Origin of the sequence: Streptomyces achromogenes subsp. achromogenes (genome assembly GCF_000720835.1) — a bacterium.
Taxonomy (GTDB): domain Bacteria; phylum Actinomycetota; class Actinomycetes; order Streptomycetales; family Streptomycetaceae; genus Streptomyces; species Streptomyces achromogenes.
The window spans coordinates 216,636-242,731 of record NZ_JODT01000005.1 but is presented as its reverse complement, the minus strand read 5'-3'; the positions used below and the strand labels follow the sequence as shown (position 1 = coordinate 242,731).

18 protein-coding genes and 1 tRNA gene are annotated in these 26,096 nt (G+C 72.4%); 14 read left to right on the top strand and 5 right to left on the bottom strand.

From position 1 onward, the window contains the following. Positions 1 to 37 precede the first annotated feature (37 nt). Positions 38 to 110 (top strand) — tRNA-Ala (locus IH25_RS0107445). A gap of 194 nt (positions 111 to 304) precedes the next feature. On the opposite strand, the gene IH25_RS0107440 is transcribed toward IH25_RS0107445, so the two are convergent. Beyond that, on the bottom strand, positions 305 to 1,915 hold the full coding sequence (locus tag IH25_RS0107440; RefSeq protein ID WP_030604997.1) for an NADH-quinone oxidoreductase subunit NuoF family protein: 1,611 nt from the start codon (positions 1,913 to 1,915) through the stop codon (positions 305 to 307). Next, positions 1,912 to 3,162, bottom strand: a complete 1,251-nt coding sequence (locus IH25_RS0107435; RefSeq protein ID WP_209445281.1) for a YML083C domain-containing protein — start codon at positions 3,160 to 3,162, stop codon at positions 1,912 to 1,914. Before IH25_RS0107435 ends, IH25_RS0107440 begins: the two co-directional genes overlap by 4 nt. Before the next feature lie 401 nt (positions 3,163 to 3,563). On the opposite strand from IH25_RS0107435, the gene leuS reads away from it, so the two are divergent. From leuS to holA, 8 genes are all read left to right on the top strand, one after another. After that, positions 3,564 to 6,443, top strand: coding sequence for a leucine--tRNA ligase (leuS, locus tag IH25_RS0107430; protein ID WP_030604994.1), 2,880 nt, complete (start codon positions 3,564 to 3,566; stop codon positions 6,441 to 6,443). Between the two features lie 192 nt (positions 6,444 to 6,635). Next, on the top strand, positions 6,636 to 7,376 hold the full coding sequence (locus tag IH25_RS0107425; RefSeq protein ID WP_030604991.1) for a hypothetical protein: 741 nt from the start codon (positions 6,636 to 6,638) through the stop codon (positions 7,374 to 7,376). Between the two features lie 72 nt (positions 7,377 to 7,448). Then, on the top strand, positions 7,449 to 8,294 hold the full coding sequence (locus IH25_RS0107420; protein ID WP_030604989.1) for a DegV family protein: 846 nt from the start codon (positions 7,449 to 7,451) through the stop codon (positions 8,292 to 8,294). A gap of 614 nt (positions 8,295 to 8,908) precedes the next feature. After that, on the top strand, positions 8,909 to 9,928 hold the full coding sequence (locus tag IH25_RS0107415; RefSeq protein WP_078844164.1) for a ComEA family DNA-binding protein: 1,020 nt from the start codon (positions 8,909 to 8,911) through the stop codon (positions 9,926 to 9,928). Beyond that, entirely contained in the window at positions 9,925 to 12,816 is a 2,892-nt protein-coding gene (locus tag IH25_RS0107410; RefSeq protein WP_030604983.1) for a ComEC/Rec2 family competence protein, read from the top strand. The genes IH25_RS0107415 and IH25_RS0107410 overlap by 4 nt, the downstream gene beginning before the upstream one ends. Before the next feature lie 206 nt (positions 12,817 to 13,022). Continuing rightward, positions 13,023 to 13,904 carry a YceI family protein gene (locus IH25_RS0107405; protein ID WP_030604980.1) on the top strand — a complete coding sequence of 294 codons (882 nt, stop codon included), beginning with the start codon at positions 13,023 to 13,025 and terminating at the stop codon, positions 13,902 to 13,904. A gap of 245 nt (positions 13,905 to 14,149) precedes the next feature. Then, the gene (locus tag IH25_RS0107400; RefSeq protein ID WP_030604977.1) at positions 14,150 to 14,395 is read left to right on the top strand and encodes a hypothetical protein; all 246 of its coding nucleotides are present in this window, start codon (positions 14,150 to 14,152) and stop codon (positions 14,393 to 14,395) included. 87 nt (positions 14,396 to 14,482) lie between these two features. Next, on the top strand, positions 14,483 to 15,472 hold the full coding sequence (gene holA / locus IH25_RS0107395; RefSeq protein ID WP_030604975.1) for a DNA polymerase III subunit delta: 990 nt from the start codon (positions 14,483 to 14,485) through the stop codon (positions 15,470 to 15,472). A 451-nt stretch (positions 15,473 to 15,923) separates the two neighbouring features. On the opposite strand, the gene rpsT is transcribed toward holA, so the two are convergent. Then, positions 15,924 to 16,190, bottom strand: coding sequence for a 30S ribosomal protein S20 (gene rpsT, locus IH25_RS0107390; protein ID WP_004001350.1), 267 nt, complete (start codon positions 16,188 to 16,190; stop codon positions 15,924 to 15,926). Between the two features lie 225 nt (positions 16,191 to 16,415). Here rpsT and lepA point away from each other — a divergent pair, with 225 nt between their 5' ends. The 5 genes from lepA (at position 16,416) to IH25_RS0107365 (ending at position 24,413) form a co-directional block, all read left to right on the top strand. After that, positions 16,416 to 18,290: a translation elongation factor 4 gene (gene lepA / locus IH25_RS0107385; RefSeq protein ID WP_030604973.1), complete on the top strand. Its 1,875-nt coding sequence runs from the start codon at positions 16,416 to 16,418 to the stop codon at positions 18,288 to 18,290. Between the two features lie 264 nt (positions 18,291 to 18,554). Beyond that, positions 18,555 to 20,429: an AMP-dependent synthetase/ligase gene (locus IH25_RS0107380; protein WP_030604970.1), complete on the top strand. Its 1,875-nt coding sequence runs from the start codon at positions 18,555 to 18,557 to the stop codon at positions 20,427 to 20,429. Positions 20,430 to 20,625: 196 nt separating this feature from the next. Beyond that, positions 20,626 to 22,446 carry a SpoIIE family protein phosphatase gene (locus IH25_RS0107375; RefSeq protein ID WP_030604967.1) on the top strand — a complete coding sequence of 607 codons (1,821 nt, stop codon included), beginning with the start codon at positions 20,626 to 20,628 and terminating at the stop codon, positions 22,444 to 22,446. A 56-nt stretch (positions 22,447 to 22,502) separates the two neighbouring features. After that, positions 22,503 to 23,735 (top strand): radical SAM family heme chaperone HemW, encoded by a 1,233-nt coding sequence (gene hemW, locus IH25_RS0107370; RefSeq protein WP_030604965.1) that lies wholly within the window; start codon positions 22,503 to 22,505, stop codon positions 23,733 to 23,735. A 99-nt stretch (positions 23,736 to 23,834) separates the two neighbouring features. Continuing rightward, complete coding sequence (locus IH25_RS0107365; protein ID WP_030604962.1) at positions 23,835 to 24,413, top strand: Uma2 family endonuclease; 579 nt, start codon at positions 23,835 to 23,837, stop codon at positions 24,411 to 24,413. On the opposite strand, the gene IH25_RS0107360 is transcribed toward IH25_RS0107365, so the two are convergent. Both IH25_RS0107360 and IH25_RS0107355 read right to left on the bottom strand, forming a co-directional pair. Further along, complete coding sequence (locus IH25_RS0107360; RefSeq protein ID WP_030604958.1) at positions 24,391 to 25,206, bottom strand: DUF3097 domain-containing protein; 816 nt, start codon at positions 25,204 to 25,206, stop codon at positions 24,391 to 24,393. The genes IH25_RS0107365 and IH25_RS0107360 overlap by 23 nt on opposite strands. A 68-nt stretch (positions 25,207 to 25,274) precedes the next feature. Next, on the bottom strand, positions 25,275 to 25,997 hold the full coding sequence (locus IH25_RS0107355; RefSeq protein ID WP_030604956.1) for an MBL fold metallo-hydrolase: 723 nt from the start codon (positions 25,995 to 25,997) through the stop codon (positions 25,275 to 25,277). Positions 25,998 to 26,096: the final 99 nt, after the last annotated feature.

Below are 26,096 nucleotides of genomic sequence, written 5' to 3'. Positions count from 1 at the left end.
GTCGTCGCCGGGGGAACCGGGCGAAACAACAAAACAAGGGGCTATAGCTCAGTTGGTAGAGCGCTTGCATGGCATGCAAGAGGTCAGGAGTTCAATTCTCCTTAGCTCCACAACACGCCGAAGGCGGACCATCCCAGCGATGGTCCGCCTTCGGCGTGTTGTGGCGCAAGGCGCGCCGGAACGCAGGAGGCGCCGGAACGTCAAGGAGCGGTGGAGCGTCAAGGAGCGGTGGAACGCCAAGGAGCGGGCCACCCGATCCGGTGACCCGCCCCTTACGAATTCAGGTGACGCACCCCTTGCGGGTTCAGCGGCCCAGCGCGCGCCGGCCGCGCCCCTGGGAGAGCACCGGCAGATTGCGCGCCGGTGCCTGCCCGCGTGTGTCCTCCTCGATGCGCAGGGCGAGTGCCGGGCAGCGGCGCACCGCGCGCAGCGCCTTCGCCTCGGCGTAACGCGGTATCTGCGCCTGGGCGACGGTAGGGAAGCCGTCCGCGCCGAGTTCGAACACCTCCGGGAGGATGTCCGCGCACAGTCCGTGGCCCCGGCACAGCGTCCAGTCGACGTAGATCTTCTGGCGGCTCGCGCCGCTCTCCGCGGCGTCGGCGCCGCCCGGGACGCCCGTGGGGGCCCTGCCCCCCTCGAAGAGCGGCAGAACGCCCTCCACGGGCCGTCCGCAGCCGTTCCCGAGGACGTGCGCCGCCAGGTCGTCGGTGAACGCCTTGAGGGTCGACTCCAGGAACATCGCCGAACCGTCCGGGTGGGAACACGCGCCGCGCCGCTTCACGTTCTTCGCGACCTGCTTCAGCGCCTCCAGGGCCGCCGGTCCGCCGCCGTCCAGGATGTCCTCCAGCCCGCGCGCGGCGGCGGGCAGCCCCAGATAGCAGGGCCCGCACTGGCCGGCGCTCTCCTCGGCCAGCCACTGCGCCACCCGCAGCGACTCGCCCAGCGGGCACGTCTCCTGGCCGATCGGCAGGATCGCGCCCGCGCCCAGCGAACCGCCCACCGCGTCCAGCGAGTTGCGGGAGACGATCGCCTCGTCCACGGTCGCCGCGTCGATCCACTTGCCGTGGTAGCCGCCGGTCAGCACCCCCTGCGGCACCGGCGGGGCGCCCGCTAGCTGCAACACGTAGCGCAGCGGCACGCCCGTGGGCACCTCGATCACCATCGGGCGGGCGACCGCACCGGACACGGTGAGCATCACGGTGCCCGGTTCGTCGTACAGGCCCGTGTTGGCGTAACGCTCCGGGCCGATGCGGGCGGCTATGGCGAGCTGCGCGAACGTCTCCGCGTTCGACAGCAGCGTGGGCGCCCCGCCGACACCGCTCCGCGAGGCGCTGACCTTGCGGCCGGGCGGGATCGCCGGGCCGCCGTCGATCGAGCGGATCAGCGAGGCGGCGGCACCGGTGACCATGCGGACCGGGTTGCGCTGCACCCACGCGCGGAGCGCCGCTCTACGGCTGTTGCCCAGGCCGCGTTCGGCGAGCGCGGCCTCCATGGAGCGCTGCGTGGACTCTCGCGTGACGCCGACGACGAGGGTGCGCGCGCCGAGCGCCTCGGCGCACAGCAGGGCGCCGTCCAGGATGAGGTGCGGCGCCCGGTTGATCAGCACGGTGTCCTTGCGGCAGGCCGGCTCGTCCTCGCTGCCGTTGACCACGACGACCGGCCGCACTCCGCGCCTGATCGCCGACTCGGCGACCGAGCGCAGTTTCTTGTGGAAGGGGAAACCGGCTCCGCCGCGCCCCTTGAGGTTGATGCGTTCGGCGAGCTGGGCGAGCTGTTCGCCGCCCAGCGGGTCGAGCGGCCCGTGCACCTTCAGATGCATCGGCAGGTCGAGTCGCTCCACAAGGTCGAAGCCCGACGTGAGCTGGGGAAGACCGACCACGCGGACCTCGGGGACGTCGGGCAGTGCCTCGTTCACTTGAAGCCTCCGGAAGGCGTGTTCCATGGTTCGCCCGAACCCGGTGCCCCGTAGGGCGAGCCGGGCAGCGGTTCGGTGGCGGGACCGCTGTCGAACGTGTCACCCGGGAGGTACGTGCCGTAGGAGCCGTTCGTCTCAGCGGTGTCGTACACGTCACGTCCGCCGTAGCCGGCGGCGCCCGGATCACCGTGGACCGGGAGCGTGTACCCGGTGTCCTGGAGCGGGTCGTACGCGGACGGCGGGGCCTCGCCGACCGGCGGCGGGGAGGGGACCGGCCAGCCGCCGGAGGCGCCGAAGGGGCCGTCCGCGCGCGCGGCGGCGAGATCCGGCGGCAGGTCCGCAGCGGCCGTCTGGGCCGCCGTGAAGGGCTGCCGCGGGTGGTGCGGGACGGACACCGCGCGGTAGGCCGCGGCGAAACCGGCGGCGGGCTCGGCGGTCGAGGGCTGGTAGAGCGGCGAGGCGGGTGCCGGGCGCGGTTCCCGGCCGCGTCGCGGGCCGGGCCGGGCCGGGCCCGCCGCCCGGGAGCGGCTCGTCTCCGGCTCCTCGGACGCGGGCCGGCCGGGCCGGTCGAACAGGGCCACCAGCCGGTCGGCGACCCTGCGCTTGACCGGGCGCGGCGCGGCGCGCAGCGCGAGGGCGCCCATCACGCCGAGCAGCGACAGGCTGTAGAGGATCACGAAGACGGGTTTGGCCGCGCGACCCGCGTAGAGACCGTGGATCAGCGCCGCGCACCATGCGGGGTAGGCCAGCATGTGCATGGCCCGCCAGCGCGCCGCGACCGGGGCCGGTGTGGCGAAGGTGCCGCGCAGGGCGCCCGTGACCCCCACGAAGATCATCAGCAGCCCGGCGAGCGAGCCCAGCCCGATCAGCCCGGCGATCCCGGTGAGGCCGAGCGAGAACGGAATGACCGCGGCGATCACCTCCGTGTGGCCGAGCGCGATCTTCGTGGTGATGTGCAGCAGCAGGAACGCGATCGAGGCGACCGCGGTCGTCCGGTGCACCGCCTGCCCGATGATCCGCTGCCGGGTGTTCAGGAAGATCCGGTCCTGGGCGAACAGGCCCCAGATCACCGAGCAGCTCAGCGAGACGAGGGACAGCACACCCGCGCCGAAGTTCAGGAACTCGCGGAACCGGACGCCCCCGACCAGCACGGACACGGGAATGAGCAGCAAGGCGACGGCGGACGCCACCCCATAGGCCGAGCGGCCCGGTAGGGGGAGCGAGCTGGTACGACGACGAGGGTTCATGGGGGCAACTCCGAGCAGTTCCGGGAAAGCGGTCCCGCTGCCGCACTCTAAGTGGCGCCATACCGATCAGTACGGGGTTTGGGTTATTGCGTTGTTATCGACGGACAATCTGATCGGAGTGGCGTCCCATAGGGGAGGTACGCGAAGAAATCGCTGACCTTTGTTCGGTACCGGCGGGCTTCGTGGACATGTCCCCCAGGGATACGGAAGCGCGTCGCGGCTTGCTCAAGGGCTGCGGTACCCTAGCGCCATGCGTGCCGTACGCCTTCTGCTTAGCGGGCCGCGCTGATCAGTACCGACCCCGGTCCAGCCGTGAGGTCGGCATCGGCGCGGCGTCCCCTCCTGTGCGAGGGGTTTTTTCATTTCCGCAGGCAGAGACGATCGATGGAGCTTTGAGGATCATGAGCGAGACGAACCCCGCTGCCACCGCCGCATCGGCGGAGGCCGCGCCGCACCGCTACACGGCCGCCATGGCAGCCGAGATCGAGGCACGCTGGCAGGACTTCTGGGACGCCGACGGCACCTACGCGGCACCGAACCCCACGGGCGACCTGGCGGGCGATGAGGAGCTGGCCGCCAAGCCCAAGAAGTTCATCATGGACATGTTCCCGTATCCGTCGGGTGCGGGCCTGCACGTCGGCCACCCGCTGGGTTACATCGCCACCGACGTCTACGCCCGGTTCCAGCGCATGACCGGCCACAACGTCCTGCACACCCTCGGCTTCGACGCCTTCGGCCTGCCCGCCGAGCAGTACGCCGTGCAGACCGGCACGCACCCCCGGGTCTCCACCGAGGCCAACATCGAGAACATGAAGGCCCAGCTGCGCCGGCTGGGTCTGGGCCACGACAAGCGCCGGTCGTTCGCCACGATCGACCCGGAGTACTACAAGTGGACCCAGTGGATCTTCCTGCAGATCTTCAACTCCTGGTACGACGAGGAGGCGCGCAAGGCCCGCCCGATCTCCGAGCTGATCGCCCAGTTCGAGTCCGGTGAACGCGCCGTTCCGGGCACCACGCGCGCGTGGAACGAACTGAGCGCCCGCGAACGCGCCGACATCCTGGGCGAGTACCGCCTGGCCTACGCCTCCGACGCGCCCGTCAACTGGTGCCCCGGCCTGGGCACCGTACTGGCCAACGAGGAGGTCACCGCCGACGGCCGTTCCGAGCGCGGCAACTACCCGGTCTTCAAGGCCAAGCTGCGCCAGTGGAACATGCGCATCACCGCCTACGCCGACCGGCTGCTGGAGGACCTGGAGGAGCTGGACTGGCCCGAGGCCATCAAGCTCCAGCAGCGCAACTGGATCGGCCGCAGCGAGGGCGCCCGCATCGACTTCCCGATCGACGGTGAGCGCATCACGGTCTTCACCACCCGCCCGGACACCCTGTTCGGCGCGACCTACATGGTGCTGGCGCCCGAGCACCCGCTGGTCGAGAAGTTCACCCCCGAGGCGTGGCCCGAGGGCACGCACGAGGTGTGGACCGGCGGCCACGCCACCCCGGCCGAGGCCGTCGCCGCCTACCGCGCGCAGGCCGCCTCGAAGTCCGACGTGGAGCGGCAGGCCGAGGCCAAGGACAAGACCGGCGTCTTCACCGGCGCGTTCGCGACCAACCCGGTCAGCGGCGAGCGGATCCCGGTCTTCATCGCCGACTACGTCCTGATGGGCTACGGCACCGGCGCGATCATGGCCGTCCCGGGCCACGACAGCCGCGACTTCGCCTTCGCGCGCGCCTTCGAGCTGCCCATCCGCTGCGTGGTCGAGCCGACCGACGGCCGCGGCACCGACCCGTTCACCTGGGACGACGCCTTCGTCTCCTACGACGCGAAGATCGTCAACTCCGACAGCGACGACCTGAGGCTGAACGGCCTGGGCGTGGCCGACGCCAAGGCGCGCATCACCGAGTGGCTGGCCGACAAGGGCATCGGCGAGGGCACCGTCAACTTCCGGCTGCGCGACTGGCTGTTCAGCCGCCAGCGCTACTGGGGCGAGCCCTTCCCGATCGTCTACGACGAGGATGGCGTCGCCCACGCGCTGCCCGAGTCGATGCTGCCGCTGGAGCTGCCCGAGGTCGAGGACTACAGCCCGCGCACCTTCGACCCGGACGACTCCGACACCCAGCCCGAGACCCCGCTGTCGCGCAACGCGGAATGGGTCAACGTCACCCTCGACCTGGGCGACGGCCCCAAGAAGTACCGCCGCGAGACCAACACCATGCCCAACTGGGCCGGTTCCTGCTGGTACGAGTTCCGCTACCTGGACCCGCACAACGACCGCGAGCTGGTGGACCCGGAGATCGAGCGGTACTGGATGGGCCCGCGCGAGGGCCTGCCGCACGGCGGTGTGGACCTGTACGTCGGCGGCGCCGAACACGCCGTGCTGCACCTGCTGTACGCGCGCTTCTGGTCCAAGGTCCTGTACGACCTGGGGCACGTCTCCTCCGCGGAGCCGTTCCACAAGCTGTTCAACCAGGGCATGATCCAGGCCTACGTCTACCGCGACAGCCGGGGCATCGCGGTGCCGGCCGCCGAGGTGGAGGAGCGCGACGGCGCGTACTACTACCAGGGCGAGAAGGTCTCCCGCCTGCTGGGCAAGATGGGCAAGTCCCTGAAGAACGCGGTGACCCCGGACGAGATCGCCGCCGAGTACGGCGCCGACACGCTGCGCCTGTACGAGATGGCCATGGGCCCGCTGGACGTCTCCCGCCCGTGGGACACGCGCGCGGTGGTCGGCCAGTTCCGGCTGCTGCAGCGGCTGTGGCGCAACATCGTCGACGAGACCACCGGCGAGGTCACCGTGACCGACGCCGAGCCGGACGAGGAGACCCTGCGCGCCCTGCACAAGGCCATCGACGGCGTGCGCCAGGACCTGGAGGGCCTGCGCTTCAACACCGCCATCGCCAAGGTCACCGAACTGAACAACCACCTCACCAAGACCGGTGGCGCGGTGTCGCGGTCCGTGGCCGAGCCGCTGGTGCTGATGGTCGCCCCGCTGGCCCCGCACATCGCCGAGGAGCTGTGGCGCAAGCTGGGCCACACCGACTCCGTCGTCCACCGTGACTTCCCGGTCGCCGACCCGGCCTACGTCGTCGACGAGACCGTGACCTGCGTCGTGCAGATCAAGGGCAAGGTCAAGGCCCGGCTGGAGGTGCCGCCCGCCATCTCCGAGGAGGAACTGGAGAAGGTCGCGCTGGCCGACGAGAAGGTGATCGCGGCGCTGGGCGGCGCGGGCATCCGCAAGGTGATCGTGCGGGCGCCGAAGCTGGTCAACATCGTTCCCGCGTAAACACCGGCTGCGTCTGGCCTGCACCGGGCCGATGCCGGCGTATGCCGAGCCGGTGGAAACGGGTGTTTCCGCCGGCTCGGGGTAGTCCCCTACGGGCAGGTTCGGGGTTCGGACGGAACTCCGGGCCTGCCCGCTGCGTTTACCGTGGAGAGGCGCAGCGGGCCGTACCGCACCGACCGGAGGAGGAGCGCCATGGACGTAGTGCTCACCGTGTTCGCCCTGCTCTTCCTGATCTTCGTCGGCCTGGGCGCCTACGCCACGGTGAAGGCCGTCCGCGCCACCAAGCGCGGGGTGGACCGGACCCTCGCGCAAGCCCGGCGCACGGTCGAGGACCACACCCTGCGCGCCAAGTCCGTCGCCCAGCCCGGGCCGGCCGGGGAGATCGCCCGGCTGCGGCTCGCACTGCGCACCTCCATGCGCGCCACACAGGACGCACTGCACGCGGGCGTGGCCGAGGACGAGTCGCTTAAGGAGTCCCTCGCCCTCTTCGAACGGCTCAGCGTCCACGGGCGCGACCTGGACGCCGACCTCAAGCGGCTGGAGACCGAGCCCGACCGGGCCACACTCGCCGCGCGCCTGCCCGAACTCCGCGCGCGCACCGAGCGCATCACCCAGTCCGCCGACTCCCTGCGCTGGGCCGTCCGCGACCGCGCCCGCCGCTTCTCCGACGACGATCTGGACCACCTCAGCGCCCAGATCGACATCGAGGCCGACGCCCTGCGCCACTGGACGAGAACCGAACCCGGCCAGGCGTCCTCGCACTGGCCCGACGCCTCCGCCGCCCCCGCCGACGGCCCTGCCACGGGACAGGCGCGGGCCCAGGCGGCCGGTGCCCACGCCACCGCGCGGCCCGCTCCCGACGCGATCGCCGGACCCTCGTGGCGCCCCACCGTCCCGTGGCAGAAGAAGCCCCGCCCCGAGAGCACCACATGAGCGGACCGCTCCCCGGGCACACGGCAGGGGCCGGGCTGCCGAGCGGGCACTACGCCAGGTAACCTCCAGCTCATGTCCCGCCATGTCGCGATCGTCACCGATTCAACGGCCTACCTGCCGCCCCGGGCGATGGAGCGTCACGGCATCACCACGGTCCCGCTCACCGTGGTCCTCGGTGACCAGGCGCTCGAAGAGGGCACCGAGATCTCCACCCGCTCCCTCGCCCAGGCGCTGCAGAAGCGGCGCGCCGTGACCACCTCCCGCCCCAGCCCCCAGGTGTTCGCCGAGACCTACCGCAGACTCGCCGAAGCCGGGGCCGACGGCATCGTCTCCCTGCACCTGTCCGCCGAACTGTCCGGCACCTACGACGCGGCGGTCCTCGCGGCGCGTGAGGCACCGGTGCCCGTGCGGGTGGTGGACACCGGGGTGGTCGCGATGGCGCTCGGCTTCTGCGCGCTCACCGCCGCCGAGGCCGCGGAGTCGGGCGGCACCGTGGACGAGGCCGTCACGGCCGCCGAGAAGCGGGCCGCCGGCACATCCGCCGTGTTCTACGTCGACACCCTCGACTATCTGCGCCGAGGCGGCCGCATCGGCGCCGCGCAGAAGCTGCTGGGCTCCGCGCTCGCCGTCAAACCCCTGCTCCAGCTGGAGGACGGCCGTATCGAGCTGCTCGAAAAGGTGCGTACGGCGTCCAGGGCGATCGCGCGTCTGGAGGAGCTCACCGTGGAGCGGGCGGGCAACGCGGAGGTCGACATCGCCGTTCACCATCTCGCCGCCGCCGACGGTGCCGCCGCACTCGCCGACCGGCTGCGGGCACGTGTCCCGGGCCTGGCCGACCTGCATGTCAGCGAGGTGGGAGCGGTGATCGGGGCGCACACCGGGCCTGGTCTGCTGGGGGCGGTCGTCTCGCCTCGCTGAGGCCGGGGCGGGGCCGCCGGCCCGTAGGTTTCACTCGTGCGGGTGGCGGAGTTATCCACAACCGGGCAGTAATGCACGGGAATTCACCAAGATCATCGTGATGTGGCGAAGTGCTCCATCCTCGTCGCATGGCACTTCGATCTCGCTCCCGCGTCGCGACCCCGACCAGCGGCCCCGGCCGTGGCCCGGCTTCCGACGGCCGCGTCCGGCACCGCCGCGCCACGGGATACCGCGTCACCGCTCCCCGCCCCGCCGAATACGGGGCCACCGAGCCTCGCTCCGCCGAGCACGGCGACCCCGAGTCTCGCCCCGCCGAACACGGCGTTCCCGGACCACGCCCTGCCGAACACGGTGTTCCCGACCTCCGCCCTGCCGAACACCGTCGCGCCCGCCGCCGTTCGCCCGCACCGGCGGAGGAACTGCGCCGCCGGGCGGAACTCCTCTTCGGCGAACGGGCGGTGCAGTGGCGGGAGTCCGGGAACGCACCGCCCGATCCGGTGAGCTCCGCGGGTGCGTCGGCGTCAGCGGGGTGGATGGAGGGGGCGGCAGGGCCGGTGCCGGGGGCAGCACCGGGGTCGGGGGCAGCACCGGGGGCGGCAGGGACGATGCCGGGGATGGCGCTGCGGCCGGTGCGGCCGGTGGTGCTGGAAACGGAGCCGGAGCCGGTGCGGCCGGTGGTGCTGGAAACGGAGCCGGAGCCGGTGCGGCCGGTGGTGCCGGAAACGGAGCCGGAGCCGGTGCGGCCGACGGTGCCGGCGAGGTCGGTCGCCACGGCTGTGCCGGAGCGGGCCACGGTTCCGCCGCGCTCACCGGCCGGCCTGGTCCCACCGCCCCCGCCATCCGTCGTCTCGCCGGAGGACGAACAGGCCGGTGACACACGGTCGCCGGATCCGGAGGAGCCGCGAGTGACGGGGGTGCCCACGGCTCCGGGCTGGCGGGAACGCGCCGCGCTGGCCCTGCGGGAGCGGATGCCGGTGTGGCTCCAGGCGCGGTACGGGGTGGAACGGCGAGCGGTCGTGGCGCTGGCCGTGGTGCTCGTGGTGGCGGCCGTCTTCGCCGGGCAGCACTTCTGGTCCGGCCGGCCCCAGTCCGTGAGCGCCCCGCAAGTGGTCCGCGCACAGGCGCCGCTCCCCAAGAAGGAGGAGGGGCCGGCGACCGCGGTGGCCGGGCCCGCCTCGGCGACACCCGGCGCGGAGATCGTCGTGGATGTCGGCGGCAAGGTCCGCAAACCGGGAATCCTGCGGCTGCCGTACGGTGCCCGGGTGGCCGACGCGTTGCGAGCCGCGGGCGGGGTCCGGCCGGGGGTGAGCACGGAGGGGCTCAACCGGGCCCGTTTCCTGGTCGACGGCGAGCAGGTCCTCGTCGGCGCCTCCGCAGGAGCCGCCGCTCCAGCCGGCCCGGCCGCCGGGCAGCTCTCCGACGCGACCGGCACGGGCCCGGCCGCGCCGGTCTCCCTCAACACCGCCACCGCGGACCAGCTCGACACGCTGCCCGGAGTCGGCCCGGTACTGGCCCGGCACATCATCGACTACCGCACCCAGCACGGCGGTTTCCGTTCCGTGGACGAACTGCGCGAGGTCAACGGCATCGGCGACAGCCGGTTCACCGACCTGCGCGACCTGGTACGGCCGTGAACCGCGCGCTCGACGAGGCCGGCCCGGGCGCCGGGCACGAGGGGAGCGGGACCGCGCGAACCAGCCGGGACGGCCCGCTGGACCTACGCCTGGTGCCGTCCGCGCTCGCGGCCTGGGGCACGGCGGCCCTGACCCTCGACGCACCGGTGGCCTGGACCGTCGGGACCGTCGTCTGCTGCCTGCTCGGCGGTGTCCTGCTGCTGTCGACGCGGCCATCGGGCCGGGCGGGGCGGACAGGGAGGACGAGAGGGACGGCCGGGCAGACGAGGCGGCCAGGGCAGCCAGGGCGGGCGGGGCAGGCTGAACGCACCGGGCAGGTTGGACACGCCGGCCACACCAGACGGGCCGGGCAGGCCGGACGGGCCGCCTGGCCCGGGGTGGCCGGGTGGGTGTGGGGCCGGTTTCGCTGGGCGCGGGCCACCGTCGCCGCCGTGCTGCTCTGTGCCGCGGCGGCGGCCGTCTCCGCCGGACTGCACGGGGCCGACGTGCGGCGCGGGCCGGTGCCCGAGCTGGCCCGGCGGTCCGCGACCGTCACCGCCGAGGTCGAGCTGACCGGCGATCCCTGGCTGAGCAGCCCACGGGTGAGCGGCGATCACTTGGCACCGGTGGCGGTGCTGGCGCGGGCCGAGGTGCGGAGCGTGGAGGCGGCCGACGGACGGCGGATGCGGATCCGGACGCCCGTGCTGTTGATCGTGGACGCGGATGTCCCGGCACCAGAGGGAAGCACCGGGAGAAGCCGGAGTCCCGGGCCGCCGACGGAAGCCGGCCGGCACAGGCCGGGTGGGCGAGCCGCCTGGCTCGGGCTGCTGCCGTCCACGCGGCTCCGGGTCGGAGGCCGGCTGGCGCCCGCGCTCACGGGCGGTGACCGGACAGCGGCCGTGCTACGGGTGCGCGGCCGGCCGGCCCCCCGGATCGTGGCGGGGCCGAGCGGACCGCAACGGCTCGCCGGCCGGCTCAGAGCGGGCCTGCGCGAGGCCACCGAGAACCTGCCGGGGGACGCGCGGGCGCTGCTTCCCGGACTGGTCGTCGGAGACACCTCGCGGATCACACCCGAGCTGGACCACGCCTTCGACGAGACGGACCTGGCCCACATCCTCGCCGTCTCCGGCAGCAACCTCACCGTCCTGCTCGCGCTGCTCATCGGGCCGCCGGGCCTGGCCCAACGGGCCGAACGCAAGGGCCTGGCCCCACGCCTGGGCCTCTCACTGAGGATGACGGCCGTGCTCGCGGGAGCGCTGACGCTGGGCTTCGTGGTCGTCTGCCGGCCGGACCCCAGCGTCCTGCGGGCCGCGGTCTGCGGCGCCGTCGCGCTGCTCGCCCTGGCCACCGGGCGCCGCAGATCGCTGATCCCGGCCCTGGCCACGGCCGTCCTGCTGCTGGTGCTGTACGACCCCTGGCTGGCCCGCAGTTACGGCTTCCTGCTGTCGGTGCTGGCCACCGGCGCACTGCTGGTGCTGGCGCCGGGCTGGAGCGAGGCGTTGCGGCGGCGCCGGGTTCCTCCGAGGCTCGCCGAGGCGCTGGCGGCGGCTGCCGCGGCCCAGGCCGTCTGCGCGCCGGTCGTGGCGGTGCTGTCGGCCAGGGTGAGCCTGGTGGCGGTGCCGTGCAATCTGCTGGCCGAGGTGGCGGTCGCACCGGCCACAGTGCTGGGGTTCACGGCGCTCGCGACGGCGCCCTTGCTGATGCCGGTGGCCAAGGCGCTGGCATGGTGCGCGAGTTGGCCTGCCGGGTGGATCGCCGGAGTGGCCCGGGCCGGGGCGGCGCTGCCCGGCGCGGGTGTGGACTGGCCGGGGAGCTGGCCCGGGGCACTGGCGCTCGCGGCGGTCACCGTGGTCGTGGTGCTGATCGGCCGGAGACTGCTGCGGCACCCCGTCTGGTGCGGACTGCTCGGCATGCTGCTCGTGCTGGCCGTGACCCGGCCGGCGCCGCTGACCCGGGTGATCACGGGCTGGCCGCCGCCCGGCTGGAGATTCGCGATGTGCGACGTCGGGCAGGGCGACGCGACGGTGCTGGCGGCGGGCGAGGGAACCGGGGTGGTCGTGGACGCGGGACCGGATCCCGCGCTGGTCGACGACTGTCTGCGACGGCTGGGCATCACCCGCGTCCCCCTGGTGATCCTGACCCACTTCCACGCCGACCACGTGGCGGGCCTGCCCGGTGTCCTGCGGGGCCGCTCGGTGGCCGCGATCGAGACCACCGGGCTCGCGGAGCCGGCGGACCAGGCGCGCTTCGTCCGGAGGGAGGCGGCCGAGCGGCACATCCCGGTCGTGACGGCCGCCGCCGGAGAGGAACGACGCGTCGGACCGCTGACCTGGCGGGTCCTGTGGCCCCCGCCCCAGCCGGCCAAGGCGCCCTCGGGAACGCGACCGCCTGGCTTCGCACCGGGTCCGGCCTCCGTGCCCGGTCCAGCTTCCCTACCGGGTTCCGCCTCCGCGCCCGGCCTCGCCTCCGTACCCGGTTCCGTCTCCGCGGCCGCTTCGGCCCCCGTACCCGGTCCGGTTTTCCAGCCGGAAGGGCCGAACGACGCCAGCGTCACGCTGCTCGTACGCACGGGCGGGCTGCGACTGCTGCTGCTCGGGGACCTTGAACCCCCGGCCCAGCAGGCCCTGCTGCGGTCTCCGGCGGCGGCCGGCCTGGCCGGGGTGGATGTCCTGAAGGTGGCCCACCATGGCTCGGCCTATCAGGATCCCCTGCTGATGCGCCTCGCCGCGCCCCGGGTGGCACTCGTCTCCGCGGGTGCCGACAACCCCTACGGCCATCCGGCACCGTCGACCGTGGCCGCCCTGCGCAGCGGCGGGGCGACGGTCCTGCGTACCGACCGGGACGGGGCGCTCGCGCTGACCGGGAGCGGAGGGAGGGAGGGGGAACTGCGGGTGGCGAGCGCACGCTGACCCGTCGTCGCGCGCCTGACCCGGTGTCACACGGGAGGGGTTGTGTGGCGGCTGTGTGAAATCCTGACCCGAACGACTAATTCGGATCAGTCCCGGCGCATGCAGTGGATTCCTGTGATGTGGGTTCGTGTTGCCTCGAAAGCCGCATCGGTGATCGAATGAACCTTCGACAGTCGATCATGTCGAGGGGTACAGGGGTGTCGTGGATGTTCGGTCGCTTGTTGGGTAGCCGGGGAAACCGGGTGCAACGGTCGAATCCCCTGGCGGGGGTCCGGACACCACCGCACGCGGGAGTGCTCAGCTGCCGGGTGGTCGATCCGGTCAACGAGCCCGTGGTGGGCGCGGAACTGGCGGTCAGTGACGCCATGGGCCGCCGGGTGGTGACCGGGGGCACGGACCCCTACGGTCTGTTCCTGGCCATGGTGCCGGCGGGGGAGTACCGGCTCGCGGTGGCGGCCGAGGGCTACGCGCCGTACCGGGCCACCGCGCTGGTGGGGGAGAACTCCCTTGCCTCGCTGGGCGACGTCACGCTCCAGGTGGCCCAGCCGCCGGAACCGCCGGCGCCGGGCGACTGGGACATAGATGCCGCGCACTCCTCGATCGGCTTCACCGCACGGCACATCGGACTGGCCCGGATCCACGGGCGGTTCAACGCCTTCGCCGGGGTGGTGCGGATCGCCGAGCGGATGGAGCAGTCGGCGATGCACGTGGTGATCGACGCGTCCTCCATCGACACGGGCATCCGGATGCGCGACGACCACTTGCGGTCGGCGGATTTCCTGGACGTGCAGCGGTTCCCGACGCTGGAGTTCTACAGCGACCGTTTCGTGCACAAGGGCGGCAGTCGGTGGGCGGTCACCGGGGCGCTGTCGTTGCACGGTGTGACCCGCACGGTCACGCTCGACAGCGAGTACCTCGGGCTCGGCAACGGCGTGGAGGGCGAGACTCGGGCGGCCTGCCGGGCCACCACCGAGCTGCACCGGGACGACTTCACGATCAGCTGGCAGTCGATGCTGGCCCGGGGCATCGCGGCGGTCGGACCGAGCATCCGTGTCGACCTCGACGTGCAGATCGTGCCGAAGAGCTGACCGCGGACTCACCCGGGCGGGCTGGGGAGGCACAGCGACTGCCAGGCCGACGAGCGCGTCCCTGCGGCGGGTGCCCCGAGTACTGGTCGGGTGCCACGAGGGCTGGGCGAATGTCCTGCGTAGCGGGCGGATGTCACGCGTACCGGCGGCGCAGCGCATGCGTACCGGCCGACCTCGGCCGACCTGGAACAGAGGTCGACCGAACCCGGGCCGGAGGCCCCCGCCGGGTGCCGGAGAATGGGCCGGTGAGCGATGTGAGACACGTGCTGGTGCTGCCCGACCGCGACGCCGCCGAGGAAGCGGCGGAGGTGCTCGGGGAGCGGTTCGGGATCGACGAGGAGCCCCGGCTCGTCCGGGACGCGCTGGCCGGCGAGGACGACGCCGAGGATGCTCAGTGGCTGGTGGTCCTGCGGGACGAGGGCGAGCGGCTCGACCCCGCCGAGCTGGACGCGTTCGCGGGGGAGTGGGACGGCTGGCGCGAGGAGCCCTGACCCCGAGCCGTCCTCAGGGTCCGCTCCGGGACCGCTCAGGGTGGCGGAGCCGGTTGGCTGTCAGTGCCGCGTGGGATGCTGTAAGCGATGGCCAGGAAGACTGCGAATGACGACCCTCTCGCCCCGGTGACCGTTGCCGTGGGCCAGGAGGACCTCCTGCTCGACCGTGCCGTGCGGGAGGTGGTGGCCGCCGCCAAGGCCGCCGACGCCGACACGGACGTACGTGACCTGACTCCGGACCAGCTGCAGCCCGGCACACTCGCCGAGCTGACCAGCCCGTCGCTCTTCGCGGAGCGCAAGGTCGTGGTCGTACGCAACGCGCAGGACCTGTCCGCCGACACGGTCAAGGACGTGAAGGCGTATCTCGGTTCGCCGGCCGAGGAGATCACCCTGGTGCTGCTGCACGCCGGCGGCGCCAAGGGAAAGGGGCTGCTGGACGCGGCGCGCAAGGCGGGCGCCAGGGAGGTGGCCTGCCCGAAGATGACCAAGCCGGCGGACCGGCTGGCCTTCGTGCGGGGCGAGTTCCGTTCCCTCGGGCGGTCGGCCACCCCCGAGGCGTGCCAGGCGCTCTGCGACGCCATCGGGAGCGACCTGCGGGAGCTGGCCTCGGCGGTCTCGCAGCTGGTCGCCGACGTGGAAGGGACGATCGACGAGGCGATTGTCGGGCGGTACTACACGGGGCGTGCCGAGGCCTCCAGCTTCACGGTCGCCGATCGGGCCGTGGAGGGGCGTACGGCGGAGGCGCTGGAGGCCCTGAGATGGTCGCTGGCGACAGGCGTGGCGCCGGTGATGATCACCAGCGCGCTGGCGCAGGGCGTGCGGGCGATCGGCAAGCTGTCCTCGGCCCGGGGCGGCCGGCCGGCCGATCTGGCGCGTGAGCTGGGCATGCCGCCGTGGAAGATCGACCGGGTGCGCCAGCAGATGCGGGGCTGGACGCCGGACGGGGTCGCGGTGGCACTCAGAGCGGTCGCGGAGGCGGACGCGGGGGTGAAGGGCGGCGGCGACGACCCCGAATACGCCCTGGAGAAGGCGGTCGTGGTGATCGCCCGGGCCGCCCGCTCCAGAGGCCGGGCCTGACCGGAGGGCTCCAGCCCACCGACGGGCCGCGGCAGGGTCCGGCGGGGGTGGGCCGGCCCGCCCCGCCTCCCGATGAGCCACTGGCAGGCGCACCTCGCCCCACGAAACACGGGCGCCGGACAACTGGCACTCACGCCCACCGGACAACCCGGCGCCCCCAGGCACCGCATGCCCGGCTCCGCTCACCGAAGAGCCGGCACCGGTCGACCGACCGCCCACCGAGACTTTGGCGCCCCACCCCTCCCAGGCACGCCAAAAGCTCCCCGGACATGCCAAAGACCCCGGCGCCCGCCTTGGGGAAAGGCGAAGGTGCCGGGGCCGTTGGATCAAGCTTGTGGATCCACGCCCGCGTGGCGAACGCAGGCCGCGCGTGGTTCCGGGGGTGCCGGTCGGGAGCGGATGAGAGAGGGCCCGCTCTGGGTCTTTCCGGCGATCAGATCAGAAAGGAGGTTCAGCCCTTGAGGGAAGCGACCTTGGAAGCAAGCGCCGACTTCTTGTTGGCGGCCTGGTTCTTGTGGATGACGCCCTTGGAGACGGCCTTGTCGAGCGCACGAGCGGCAGCGCGCTGCAGCTCGGTGGCCTTCTCGACGTCACCCGCGGCAGCGGCCTCACGGGCCTTGCGGATCGCGGTCTTCAGAGAGGACTTGACGGCCTTGTTGCGCAGCCGGGCCTTCTCGTTGGTCTTGATCCGCTTGATCTGGGACTTGATGTTCGCCACGAAGGAGCCTTTTCAGGTTCAGGCACGGGGCCGCTCGGGTCCCGTGCCGGTGATCCAAAATTTTCTGTCGCGCCTCGCGCTGAGAGGGCATGAGGCACAGCCATCTACAGTACCAGTGGCCCTCCGGGCAGCCCAAAACGGCCCTAGGTCCCTCCCCGTGGGACCATGGAGACTACGTAACGATCCGACCCGAGGCATAAGGCGCCTCAAGAGACAGGACCCTGCGTGCCCGCGACCCCTAACCATGTGCCCGAGCCGAGCCGTACCGCCCCGGCTCTGATCCGCAACTTCTGCATCATCGCGCACATCGACCACGGCAAGTCCACGCTCGCCGACCGGATGCTCCAGCTGACCGGTGTGGTCGAGCAGCGGCAGATGCGTGCTCAGTACCTCGACCGGATGGACATCGAGCGCGAGCGCGGCATCACGATCAAGTCCCAGGCGGTGCGTCTGCCCTGGGCCCCGACCGAGGGCCCCGACCAGGGCACGACCCACATCCTCAACATGATCGACACCCCCGGGCACGTCGACTTCACCTACGAGGTCTCGCGGTCGCTGGCCGCCTGCGAGGGGACCATCCTCCTGGTCGACGCCGCCCAGGGCATCGAGGCGCAGACCCTCGCCAACCTCTACCTGGCGATGGAGAACGACCTCACGATCATCCCGGTGCTGAACAAGATCGACCTGCCGGCCGCGCAGCCGGAGAAGTTCGCCGAGGAGCTGGCGAACCTGGTCGGCTGCGAACCGGACGACGTGCTCAAGGTCTCGGCGAAGACCGGTCTCGGTGTGGACGCGCTGCTGAACAAGGTCGTCAAGGAGATCCCGGCACCGGTCGGTGTCGCCGACGCGCCCGCCCGCGCGATGATCTTCGACTCGGTCTACGACTCCTACCGCGGTGTCGTGACGTACGTCCGTGTCATCGACGGCCAGCTCAACAAGCGCGAGCGCATCAAGATGATGTCGACCGGCGCCACGCACGAGCTGCTGGAGATCGGTGTCAGCTCGCCGGAGATGCTGCCGGCCGACGGCCTCGGCGTCGGTGAGGTGGGGTACCTCATCACCGGCGTGAAGGACGTCCGGCAGTCCAAGGTCGGCGACACGGTCACCAGCCAGAGCAAGGGCGCCACCGAGGCGCTCGGCGGTTACAAGGACCCGAAGCCGATGGTCTTCTCCGGTCTGTACCCGCTGGACGGCTCCGACTACCCGGAGCTGCGCGAGGCCCTGGACAAGCTCCAGCTGAACGACGCCGCGCTGGTCTACGAGCCGGAGACCTCCGCCGCCCTCGGCTTCGGTTTCCGCGTCGGCTTCCTCGGCCTGCTGCACCTGGACGTGATCCGGGAGCGGCTGGAGCGCGAGTTCGGCCTCGACCTGATCGCCACCGCCCCCAACGTGGTCTACCGCGTGGTCATGGAGGACGGCAGCGAGCACACGGTCACCAACCCGAGCGAGTTCCCCGAGGGCAAGATCAACGAGGTCTTCGAGCCGGTCGTGCGGGCCACGATCCTCGCGCCGACCGAGTTCATCGGCTCGATCATGGAGCTGTGCCAGACCCGGCGCGGCACGCTGCTGGGCATGGACTACCTCTCCGAGGACCGCGTCGAGATCCGCTACACCCTGCCGCTCGCGGAGATCGTCTTCGACTTCTTCGACCAGCTGAAGTCCAAGACCCGCGGCTACGCCTCGCTGGACTACGAGCCCACCGGCGAGCAGACCAGCTCCCTGGTCAAGGTCGACATCCTGCTGCACGGCGACAAGGTGGACGCCTTCTCCGCGATCACCCACAAGGACCAGGCGTACGCGTACGGCGTGCGGCTCGTCGCCAAGCTCAAGGAGCTGATCCCCCGGCAGGCCTTCGAGGTGCCGGTGCAGGCCGCCATCGGCTCCCGGGTCATCGCCCGCGAGACCATCCGCGCCATCCGCAAGGACGTCCTCGCCAAGTGCTACGGCGGTGACATCTCCCGTAAGCGGAAGCTGCTGGAGAAGCAGAAGGAAGGCAAGAAGCGGATGAAGATGGTGGGTTCCGTGGAGGTTCCGCAGGAAGCCTTCATCGCCGTCCTGTCCAGCGATGACGGTGCGGGGTCGGCCAAGGGCAAGAAGTAACCGGCGGTTACGGCCGGTTACGCCCGCGAAGCGGGCATGCGGGGGGCCCGTCGTGCGAAAGCGCGGCGGGCCCCCGTGCGTAGCGGGCGCGGCCCCGTGTCGGAAAGTGTCAGGCCGATGCCCCTTACGCGGCGGGCGGCCGCGCCTTACCCTGATCCCTGCTCGTTAGTTACTCGCGAGTTAAACAACAGTCCCCCCACCCCACCGTGAGTCAACCCAGCCGCACCGAGCCAGCCGCACCGTCGCGGGCCCCCGGAGGATGTCGTGAGCGACACACAGACCCTGATCGAGAACCGTCCGCCGTCCGTGGCGGCCCTCTTCCTGGAGCGCGTGGCGGCCACACCGGACGCCGAGGCCTACCGCTACCCCGTTCCGCCGGCCGCGGGTGAGGGCCCCGACGACTGGGCGTCGCTCAGCTGGGCTCAGGCGGCCGAGCGGGTGTACGCGATCGCGGCCGGGCTCATCGAGCTGGGCATCGAGCCCGAGCAGCGGGTGGCGCTCGCCTCCTCCACCCGGGTCGAGTGGATCCTCGCCGACCTCGGCATCATGTGCGCCGGCGGTGCCACCACGACCATCTACCCGCAGACCAACGCCGACGAGTCCGCGTTCATCCTCTCCGACTCCGAGAGCCGCGTACTGGTCGCCGAGGACGCGGCACAGCTGGCCAAGGCCGTGGCGAAGCGCCCCGAGCTGCCCGCGCTCGCCAAGGTCGTGGTGATCGACCCGGCCGGCGTGGAGCCCGGCGACTGGGTGATCAGCCTCGCCGAGCTGGAGAAGCGCGGCGCCGCCTACCTGGAGCAGCACCCGCAGCTGATCAAGGAGCGGGTCGGCGCGATCACCAGGGAGCAGCTCGCCACCCTCATCTACACCTCCGGCACCACCGGCCGCCCCAAGGGCGTGCGCCTGCCGCACGACAACTGGTCGTACATGGCCAAGGCGATCGCCGCGACCGGCCTGGTCACCATCGACGACGTCCAGTACCTGTGGCTGCCGCTCGCGCACGTCTTCGGCAAGGTGCTCACCTCCGGCCAGATCGAGGTCGGGCACGTCACCGCGGTCGACGGCCGCGCCGACAAGATCATCGAAAACCTTCCGGTGGTGCGGCCGACGTACATGGCGGCCGTGCCGCGCATCTTCGAAAAGGTGTACAACGGCGTGGCGGCCAAGGCCCGCGAGGGCGGCGCGGCCAAGTACAAGGTCTTCCAGTGGGCCGCCGAGGTCGCCCGCGAGTACGCCAAGGTCACCCAGGACAACTTCCGCCGCACCGGTGTCGCCTCGGCGCCGTTCGGGCTCGCCGCGAAGCACAAGGTGGCCGACACCCTCGTGTACGCCAAGCTGCGCGACGCCTTCGGCGGCCGGCTGCGCGCCTGTGTCTCCGGCGCCTCCGCGCTCGCGCCCGAGATCGGCTACTTCTTTGCCGGCGCCGGTATCCACATCCTGGAGGGCTACGGCCTCACCGAGACCTCCGCCGCCTCCTTCGTCAATCCAGGCGAGGCCTACCGCACCGGCACGGTCGGCAAGCCGCTGCCCGGCACCGAGGTCCGCATCGCCGACGACGGCGAGATCCTGCTGCGCGGCCCCGGCATCATGCAGGGCTACCACCAGCAGCCCGAGAAGACCGCCGAGGTGCTGGAGTCCGACGGCTGGTTCCACACCGGCGACATCGGCGAGCTGTCGCCCGACGGCTATCTGCGGATCACCGACCGCAAGAAGGACCTCATCAAGACCTCCGGCGGCAAGTACGTCGCGCCGGCCGAGGTCGAGGGCCAGTTCAAGGCGGTGTGCCCGTACGTGTCCAACATCCTCGTGCACGGCGCCGACCGGAACTACTGCACCGCGCTGATCGCCCTGGACGAGCCCGCGATCCTCCAGTGGGCGAAGGAGAACGGCCTGGAGGGCAGGTCGTACGCCGAGGTCGTCGCCGCGCCGCAGACGGTGGAGATGGTCGACGGGTACGTGCGGCAGCTCAACGCCGGGCTCCAGCGCTGGCAGACCATCAAGAAGTTCCGGCTGCTGCCGCGCGACCTCGATGTGGAACACGGTGAGATCACGCCGAGCCTGAAGCTGAAGCGGCCGGTGGTGGAGCGGACGTACAAGGACCTCATCGACGAGATGTACGCCGGCGCCAGAGAGGCGTAGACCGCCGGGGCGAGGGCGGGCCGGCCACGGTTTCACGCCGGCCGGCGCGGCCGTACGGCAGCGCGGCCCCACGCCCTTCCACGCCACCGACGCTCGAAGTTAACGCTCACCGGCGCTCGAAAGGTTCCGTCTTCCGGTCAGTTCCGTGACTCGGCGCTTATAGGCGGGTCCGGTCTGTCACCCTGGCCGCATGGACATGGCGGCCATACCCGCACAGCGGGACAGCGAGTCCCAGCCAGACGCGGCGCGGGGGCGGGCCACGCTGCCCGGCAGCCCCCTCGCGCCGGGGTCGGCCCGCGCGCTGGTGCGGGCCGCGCTGGCCGAGGCGCCCGGCGTTCCGGCGCGGCTCGCCGACGACGCGATGGCGGTCGTCAGCGAGCTGGTCACCAACGCCGTCGTGCACGCCGGCACGGACGTGCACGTCGAGTGGCGGCTGGAGGAGACCGGCGCGTTCGTGATCGAGGTGTCCGACCGGCACCCCTCCCGCGCCCCACGGGACGCCGGCGGCGGCGAGGCGCCGTACGACACCCCCGAGTACGGGCGCGGGCTGCGCCTCGTCGCCACGCTCGCCGAATCCTGGGGCGTCACCTACCGCGCCGGAGCCAAGACCGTCTGGGCCCGGCTGCCCCCGGGCGGCAGCGACGCCCTGGACGGCCCCGCCCCCGGGCCCGCCCTGGAGGTCGCCGAGGACCTCGCCCCGCAGCCGCACCGCGCCGACGGCGACCGGGACTGGCTCGGCCGGGGCGCCCTGTCCTTCCTCGCCGAGGCCTCCGACCTGCTCGCCGGACAGCTCGACGAGAACCTGGTCGCCGCGCTCACCGGCCAGCTGATCGTGCCCCGGCTCGCCGACTGGTGCGCGGTCTGGCTTGAGGACGAGGCGACCGTCCGCGGCGGCGCCCGCGACGGACCCGCCCGGGTCTGGCACGCCAGCGAGGCCCGCATCGAGGAACTGCGCGCCGCGCTGGAGAAGGAGCCGCCGCGCCCGCCGGACGCAACGCGCTCCGGTCCCGAGCCCTACCCCTGGCCGGGCCACGCGCTCGGCCCGCACGGCACCGACGGCACGGCGCTGGCCTACCGGCTGCTGGCGGGCGGCCGGCCGCTCGGCACGCTGGTCATCGGCCGGTGCGGTCCGGCCGGCTTCCCCGACGAGATCACCGGCCTGGTGGAGGACCTGAGCCGACGGGTCGCCCTGGCCATCGGCGCGGCCCGCCAGTACGCCCGCCAGGCCACCATCAGCGCCGTGCTCCAGCGCGGTCTGCTGCCCGGCGCGGTCGCCGAGATCCCCGGCGTGCGCAGCGCGCTCGTCTACGAACCCTGCGACCAGGGCGGCCCCAGCGGCGACTTCTACGACCTGTTCCCGGCGGGCGACGGACGCTGGTGCTTCGCCATCGGCGACGTCCAGGGCAAGGGCCCCGAGGCGGCCGTGGTGATCGGCCTCGCCCGCCCCTGGCTGCGGCTGCTCGCCCGCGAGGGCTACGGCGTCGCCGACGTCCTGGACCGCCTCAACCAGCTGCTGCTGGACGACGCCACCGAGGCCGCCGACGCCGCGGCCCGCGCCCTGGTCGCCGCCGGGGGCCGGCCGCCGGGCCTCGGGGACGGCCCGCAGACGCGCTTCCTCTCCCTCCTGTACGGCGAACTGACCCCGCACGCCGACGGGGTCCGCTGCACCCTCGCCTCCGCCGGTCACCCGCTGCCGCTGGTCCTCGCCCCGGACGGCACCGTACGCACGGTCGCCCGCCCGCAGACCCTGCTCGGTGTGGTGGAGGACGAGACGTACACCAGCGAGACCGTGGAGCTGCGGTCCGGTGACAGCCTGCTGTGCGTCACCGACGGGGTGACCGAGCGGCGCTCCGGCAGCCGCCAGTTCGACGACGGCGACGGCCTCGCCCACGCCCTGTCCGGCTGCGCCGGGCTCGGCGCCGAGCTGATCGCGGAGCGCATCCGGCGCCTGGTCCACGACTTCGGCACCGACCTGCCCGGGGACGACCTGGCCCTGCTGGTGCTCCAGGCCGAGTGACGCCCCCGGTCCGCGCACCGCCGGGGCAACGCGCGCGGTGCTGGACAATGGAAGGCATGCCTTCCGCACTCCCCGACGGCGAGCCCGTCCCCGCCGACGGCGCGCTGCCCGGCTCCGCGCTCGCCGGGGCCGCCGCCCGCCCGCTCGGCTTCTACCTGCACGTCCCGTACTGCGCGACCCGCTGCGGCTACTGCGACTTCAACACCTACACCGCGACCGAGCTGCGCGGCACCGGGGGAGTGCTCGCCTCCCGGGACAACTACGCCGACACCCTCGTCCAGGAGATCCGGCTCGCGCGGAAGGTGCTGGGCGACGACCCCCGCGAGGTCCGTACGGTGTTCGTCGGGGGCGGTACGCCGACGCTGCTGGCCGCCGGGGACCTGGTACGGATGCTGGGGGTGATCCGCGAGGAGTTCGGTCTCGCGCCGGACGCGGAGATCACCACGGAGGCGAACCCGGACTCCGTCGACCCCGCCTACCTGGCCACCCTCCGCGAGGGCGGCTTCAACCGGATCTCCTTCGGCATGCAGAGCGCCCGGCAGCACGTGCTGAAGGTCCTGGACCGCACCCACACCCCCGGCCGCCCCGAGGCGTGCGTGGCGGAGGCCAGGGCGGCGGGCTTCGAGCACGTGAACCTGGACCTGATCTACGGCACGCCGGGGGAGAGCGACGACGACTGGCGGGCCTCGCTGGAGGCCGCCCTGGGCGCCGGGCCCGACCATGTCAGCGCCTACGCGCTCATCGTGGAGGAGGGCACCCAGCTGGCCCGCCGGATCCGCCGGGGCGAGGTCCCGATGACCGACGACGACGTGCACGCCGACCGGTACCTGATCGCCGAGGAGACGCTGAGCCGGGCGGGCTTCGAGTGGTACGAGGTCTCCAACTGGGCCACCTCCGAGGCGGGCCGCTGCCTGCACAACGAGCTGTACTGGCGCGGCGCCGACTGGTGGGGCGCCGGACCGGGGGCGCACTCGCACGTGGGCGGCGTGCGCTGGTGGAACGTGAAGCACCCCGGCGCGTACGCGGCGGCGCTGGCGGACGGCCGCTCCCCGGGCGCCGGCCGCGAGCTCCTGTCGGACGAGGACCGCCGCGTGGAACGCATCCTCCTGGAACTGCGGCTGCGCGAGGGCGTCCCCCTGTCCCTGCTGAAGGAACAGGGCCTCGCGGCTTCCCGCCGCGCCCTGACGGCCGGCCTCCTCCAGGAGCAGCCGTACGAGGAGGGCCGGGCCGTACTGACCCTGCGCGGACGCCTGCTGGCGGACGCGGTGGTCCGGGACCTGGTGGACTGATCACTCGGGTGAGTGAATCCCCCCGGAGCGCCGGTTCGGTCCCTAACCTGGTTCGTAGGCTGCCGCCAAAAGGACGCGGCGGATGTGGAGGCCACGGAGATGACCGCTGTGGACGAGCGTGGAATGGCCAGATACCTCGACGAGATCGAGCCTCCCGAGGGCGTCAAGGCAGAGCTTCTCCGGGGGGTAATCGTGATGACGGCCAGCCCCGATCTGGTGCACAACCTGATCGTGCTGCACACACAGAGGCAGATTCCGCTGGAGCGGTGGTATCCCCTCCAGACCCAGGACGTGGGCATCGTCGGCGAGGAGAGCATGCCTGTCCCGGATCTGGTGGTCGCGGCGCCGGACGCTCTGCCTGCCGCGGGCCGTCTGTTGCCGTCACAGCTGGTCACGGCCGTGGTGGAGGTCGTCTCCAAATCCAGCGTCCACCAGGACTACGTGGTCAAGCGCTCGATCTACGCGGCGGGCGGGATTCCCACCTACCTCGTCATCGACCCGATCATGGCGCACTGTGTCCTGCTGACGAGGCCCGAGGGCCAAAGGGAGGATGCCGACTACTTCACTCAGGAAATCATCAAGTTCGGCGAGCCGGTCCGGATGGACGATCTCGGGCTCGAACTCGACACCAGCGACTTCGGAACCCTTCCCGACGTCAGGCCCCACCGCTACCCGTGACGAAATCGATCAGTTCCTCCACGCGGCCCAGCAGTTCCGGTTCCAGGTCCTTGTAGGAGCCCACCCGCTTCAGGATCGCCTGCCACACCGCGCCGGTGTTCTCCGCCGGCCAGCCCAGTGCCCGGCACACCCCCGTCTTCCAGTCCTGGCCCTTCGGCACCGCCGGCCACGCCTCGATGCCCAGTGCGGCCGGTTTCACCGCCTGCCAGATGTCGATGAACGGATGACCGACGACCAGGGCGTGCTCGCTGGTGACCGACTGCGCGATCCGCCATTCCTTGGTGCCCGGCACCAGGTGGTCCACCAAGACGCCCAGGCGGGCGTCGGGGCCCGGGGCGAAGGACTCCACGACGGCCGGCAGGTCGTCCACGCCCTCCAGGTACTCCACCACCACGCCCTCGACGCGGAGGTCGTCGCCCCAGACCTTCTCGACCAGCTCGGCGTCGTGCCGGCCCTCCACGTAGATCCGGCCGGCGCGGGCCACGCGCGCGCGTGCCTGGGGGACGGCGATCGAGCCGGACGCCGTACGGGTGGGACGTACGGGGGAGGCGGCCGGGCGGACCAGGGTGACGACCCTGCCCTCCAGCAGGAAGCCGCGCGGTTCCAGGGGGAAGACGCGGTGCTTGCCGAAGCGGTCCTCCAGGGTCACCGTGCCCGCCTCGCAGCGGATCACCGCCCCGCAGAACCCGGTGCCCGCCTCCTCCACCACCAACCCCGGGTCGGCCGGGACCTCCGGCGCCGGTTTCGGTTTCTTCTTCCACGGAGGGGTGAGGTCGGCGGAGTACTGGCGCATTCGGATGACGATAGGAGAAGCCGTGCCGTGACCAGCGCGACACGCCGGAATGCGAAGAGAACCGCCGTTCAGATCACGCCGAACCGCGCCGCCAGCTCGTCCCGTTGACGCCGTACGAACGCCGCGTCCACCGCCGCCCCGTGTCCGGGTACGTACACCGCGTCCTCGCCGCCCAGTGCCAGCAGCCGGTCCAGGGCGTCCGGCCAGCGGGCGGGGACCGCGTCCGGGCCGGCCTGGGGCTCGCCGGACTCCTCCACCAGGTCGCCGCAGAAGACGACCTCCGGGGAGCCGGGGACCAGCACCGCGAGGTCGTGGGCGGTGTGGCCCGGACCCACGTTGGCCAGCAGCGCCTGGCGGCCGCAGCCGAGGTCCAGCGTCCACTCGCCGGACACCAGGTGGCGGGGCGTGACCAGCGCGTCCACCGCCTCGTCGGCGTCGGCGACCGGCAGCCCGTTGCGCACCGCGTCCAGCCGCAGCTCCGCCCGCTCGAACGCGAACACCGCGTCCAGGCCGACCGCCCCGTACACCTCGGCCCCGGCGAACACCGCCGCGCCGAAGACATGGTCGAAGTGGGGGTGGGTGAGCGCGAGATGGGTCACACGGCCGCCCGCCAGGTCCTCGGCCGCCGTGCGCAGCCGGACCCCCTCCGCCAGGCTGGACCCCGCGTCCACGAGCAGCGCCGTCCCCTCGCCCACGACCAGCCCTGCCGTGCAGTCCCAGCCCGGCAGCCGGCACCGCCCCACCCCGGCCGCCAGCCGTTCCCACCCCAGCTCTTCCCAAGTCACGGTCATACCCGCGACGCTAGCGCTACGACCCGGTGGCACGGCCCGACCTTGCCCAGGGTGTACCCGACGGCCGTACACTGGGCCGGGGAATGCTGGCACTCGCGT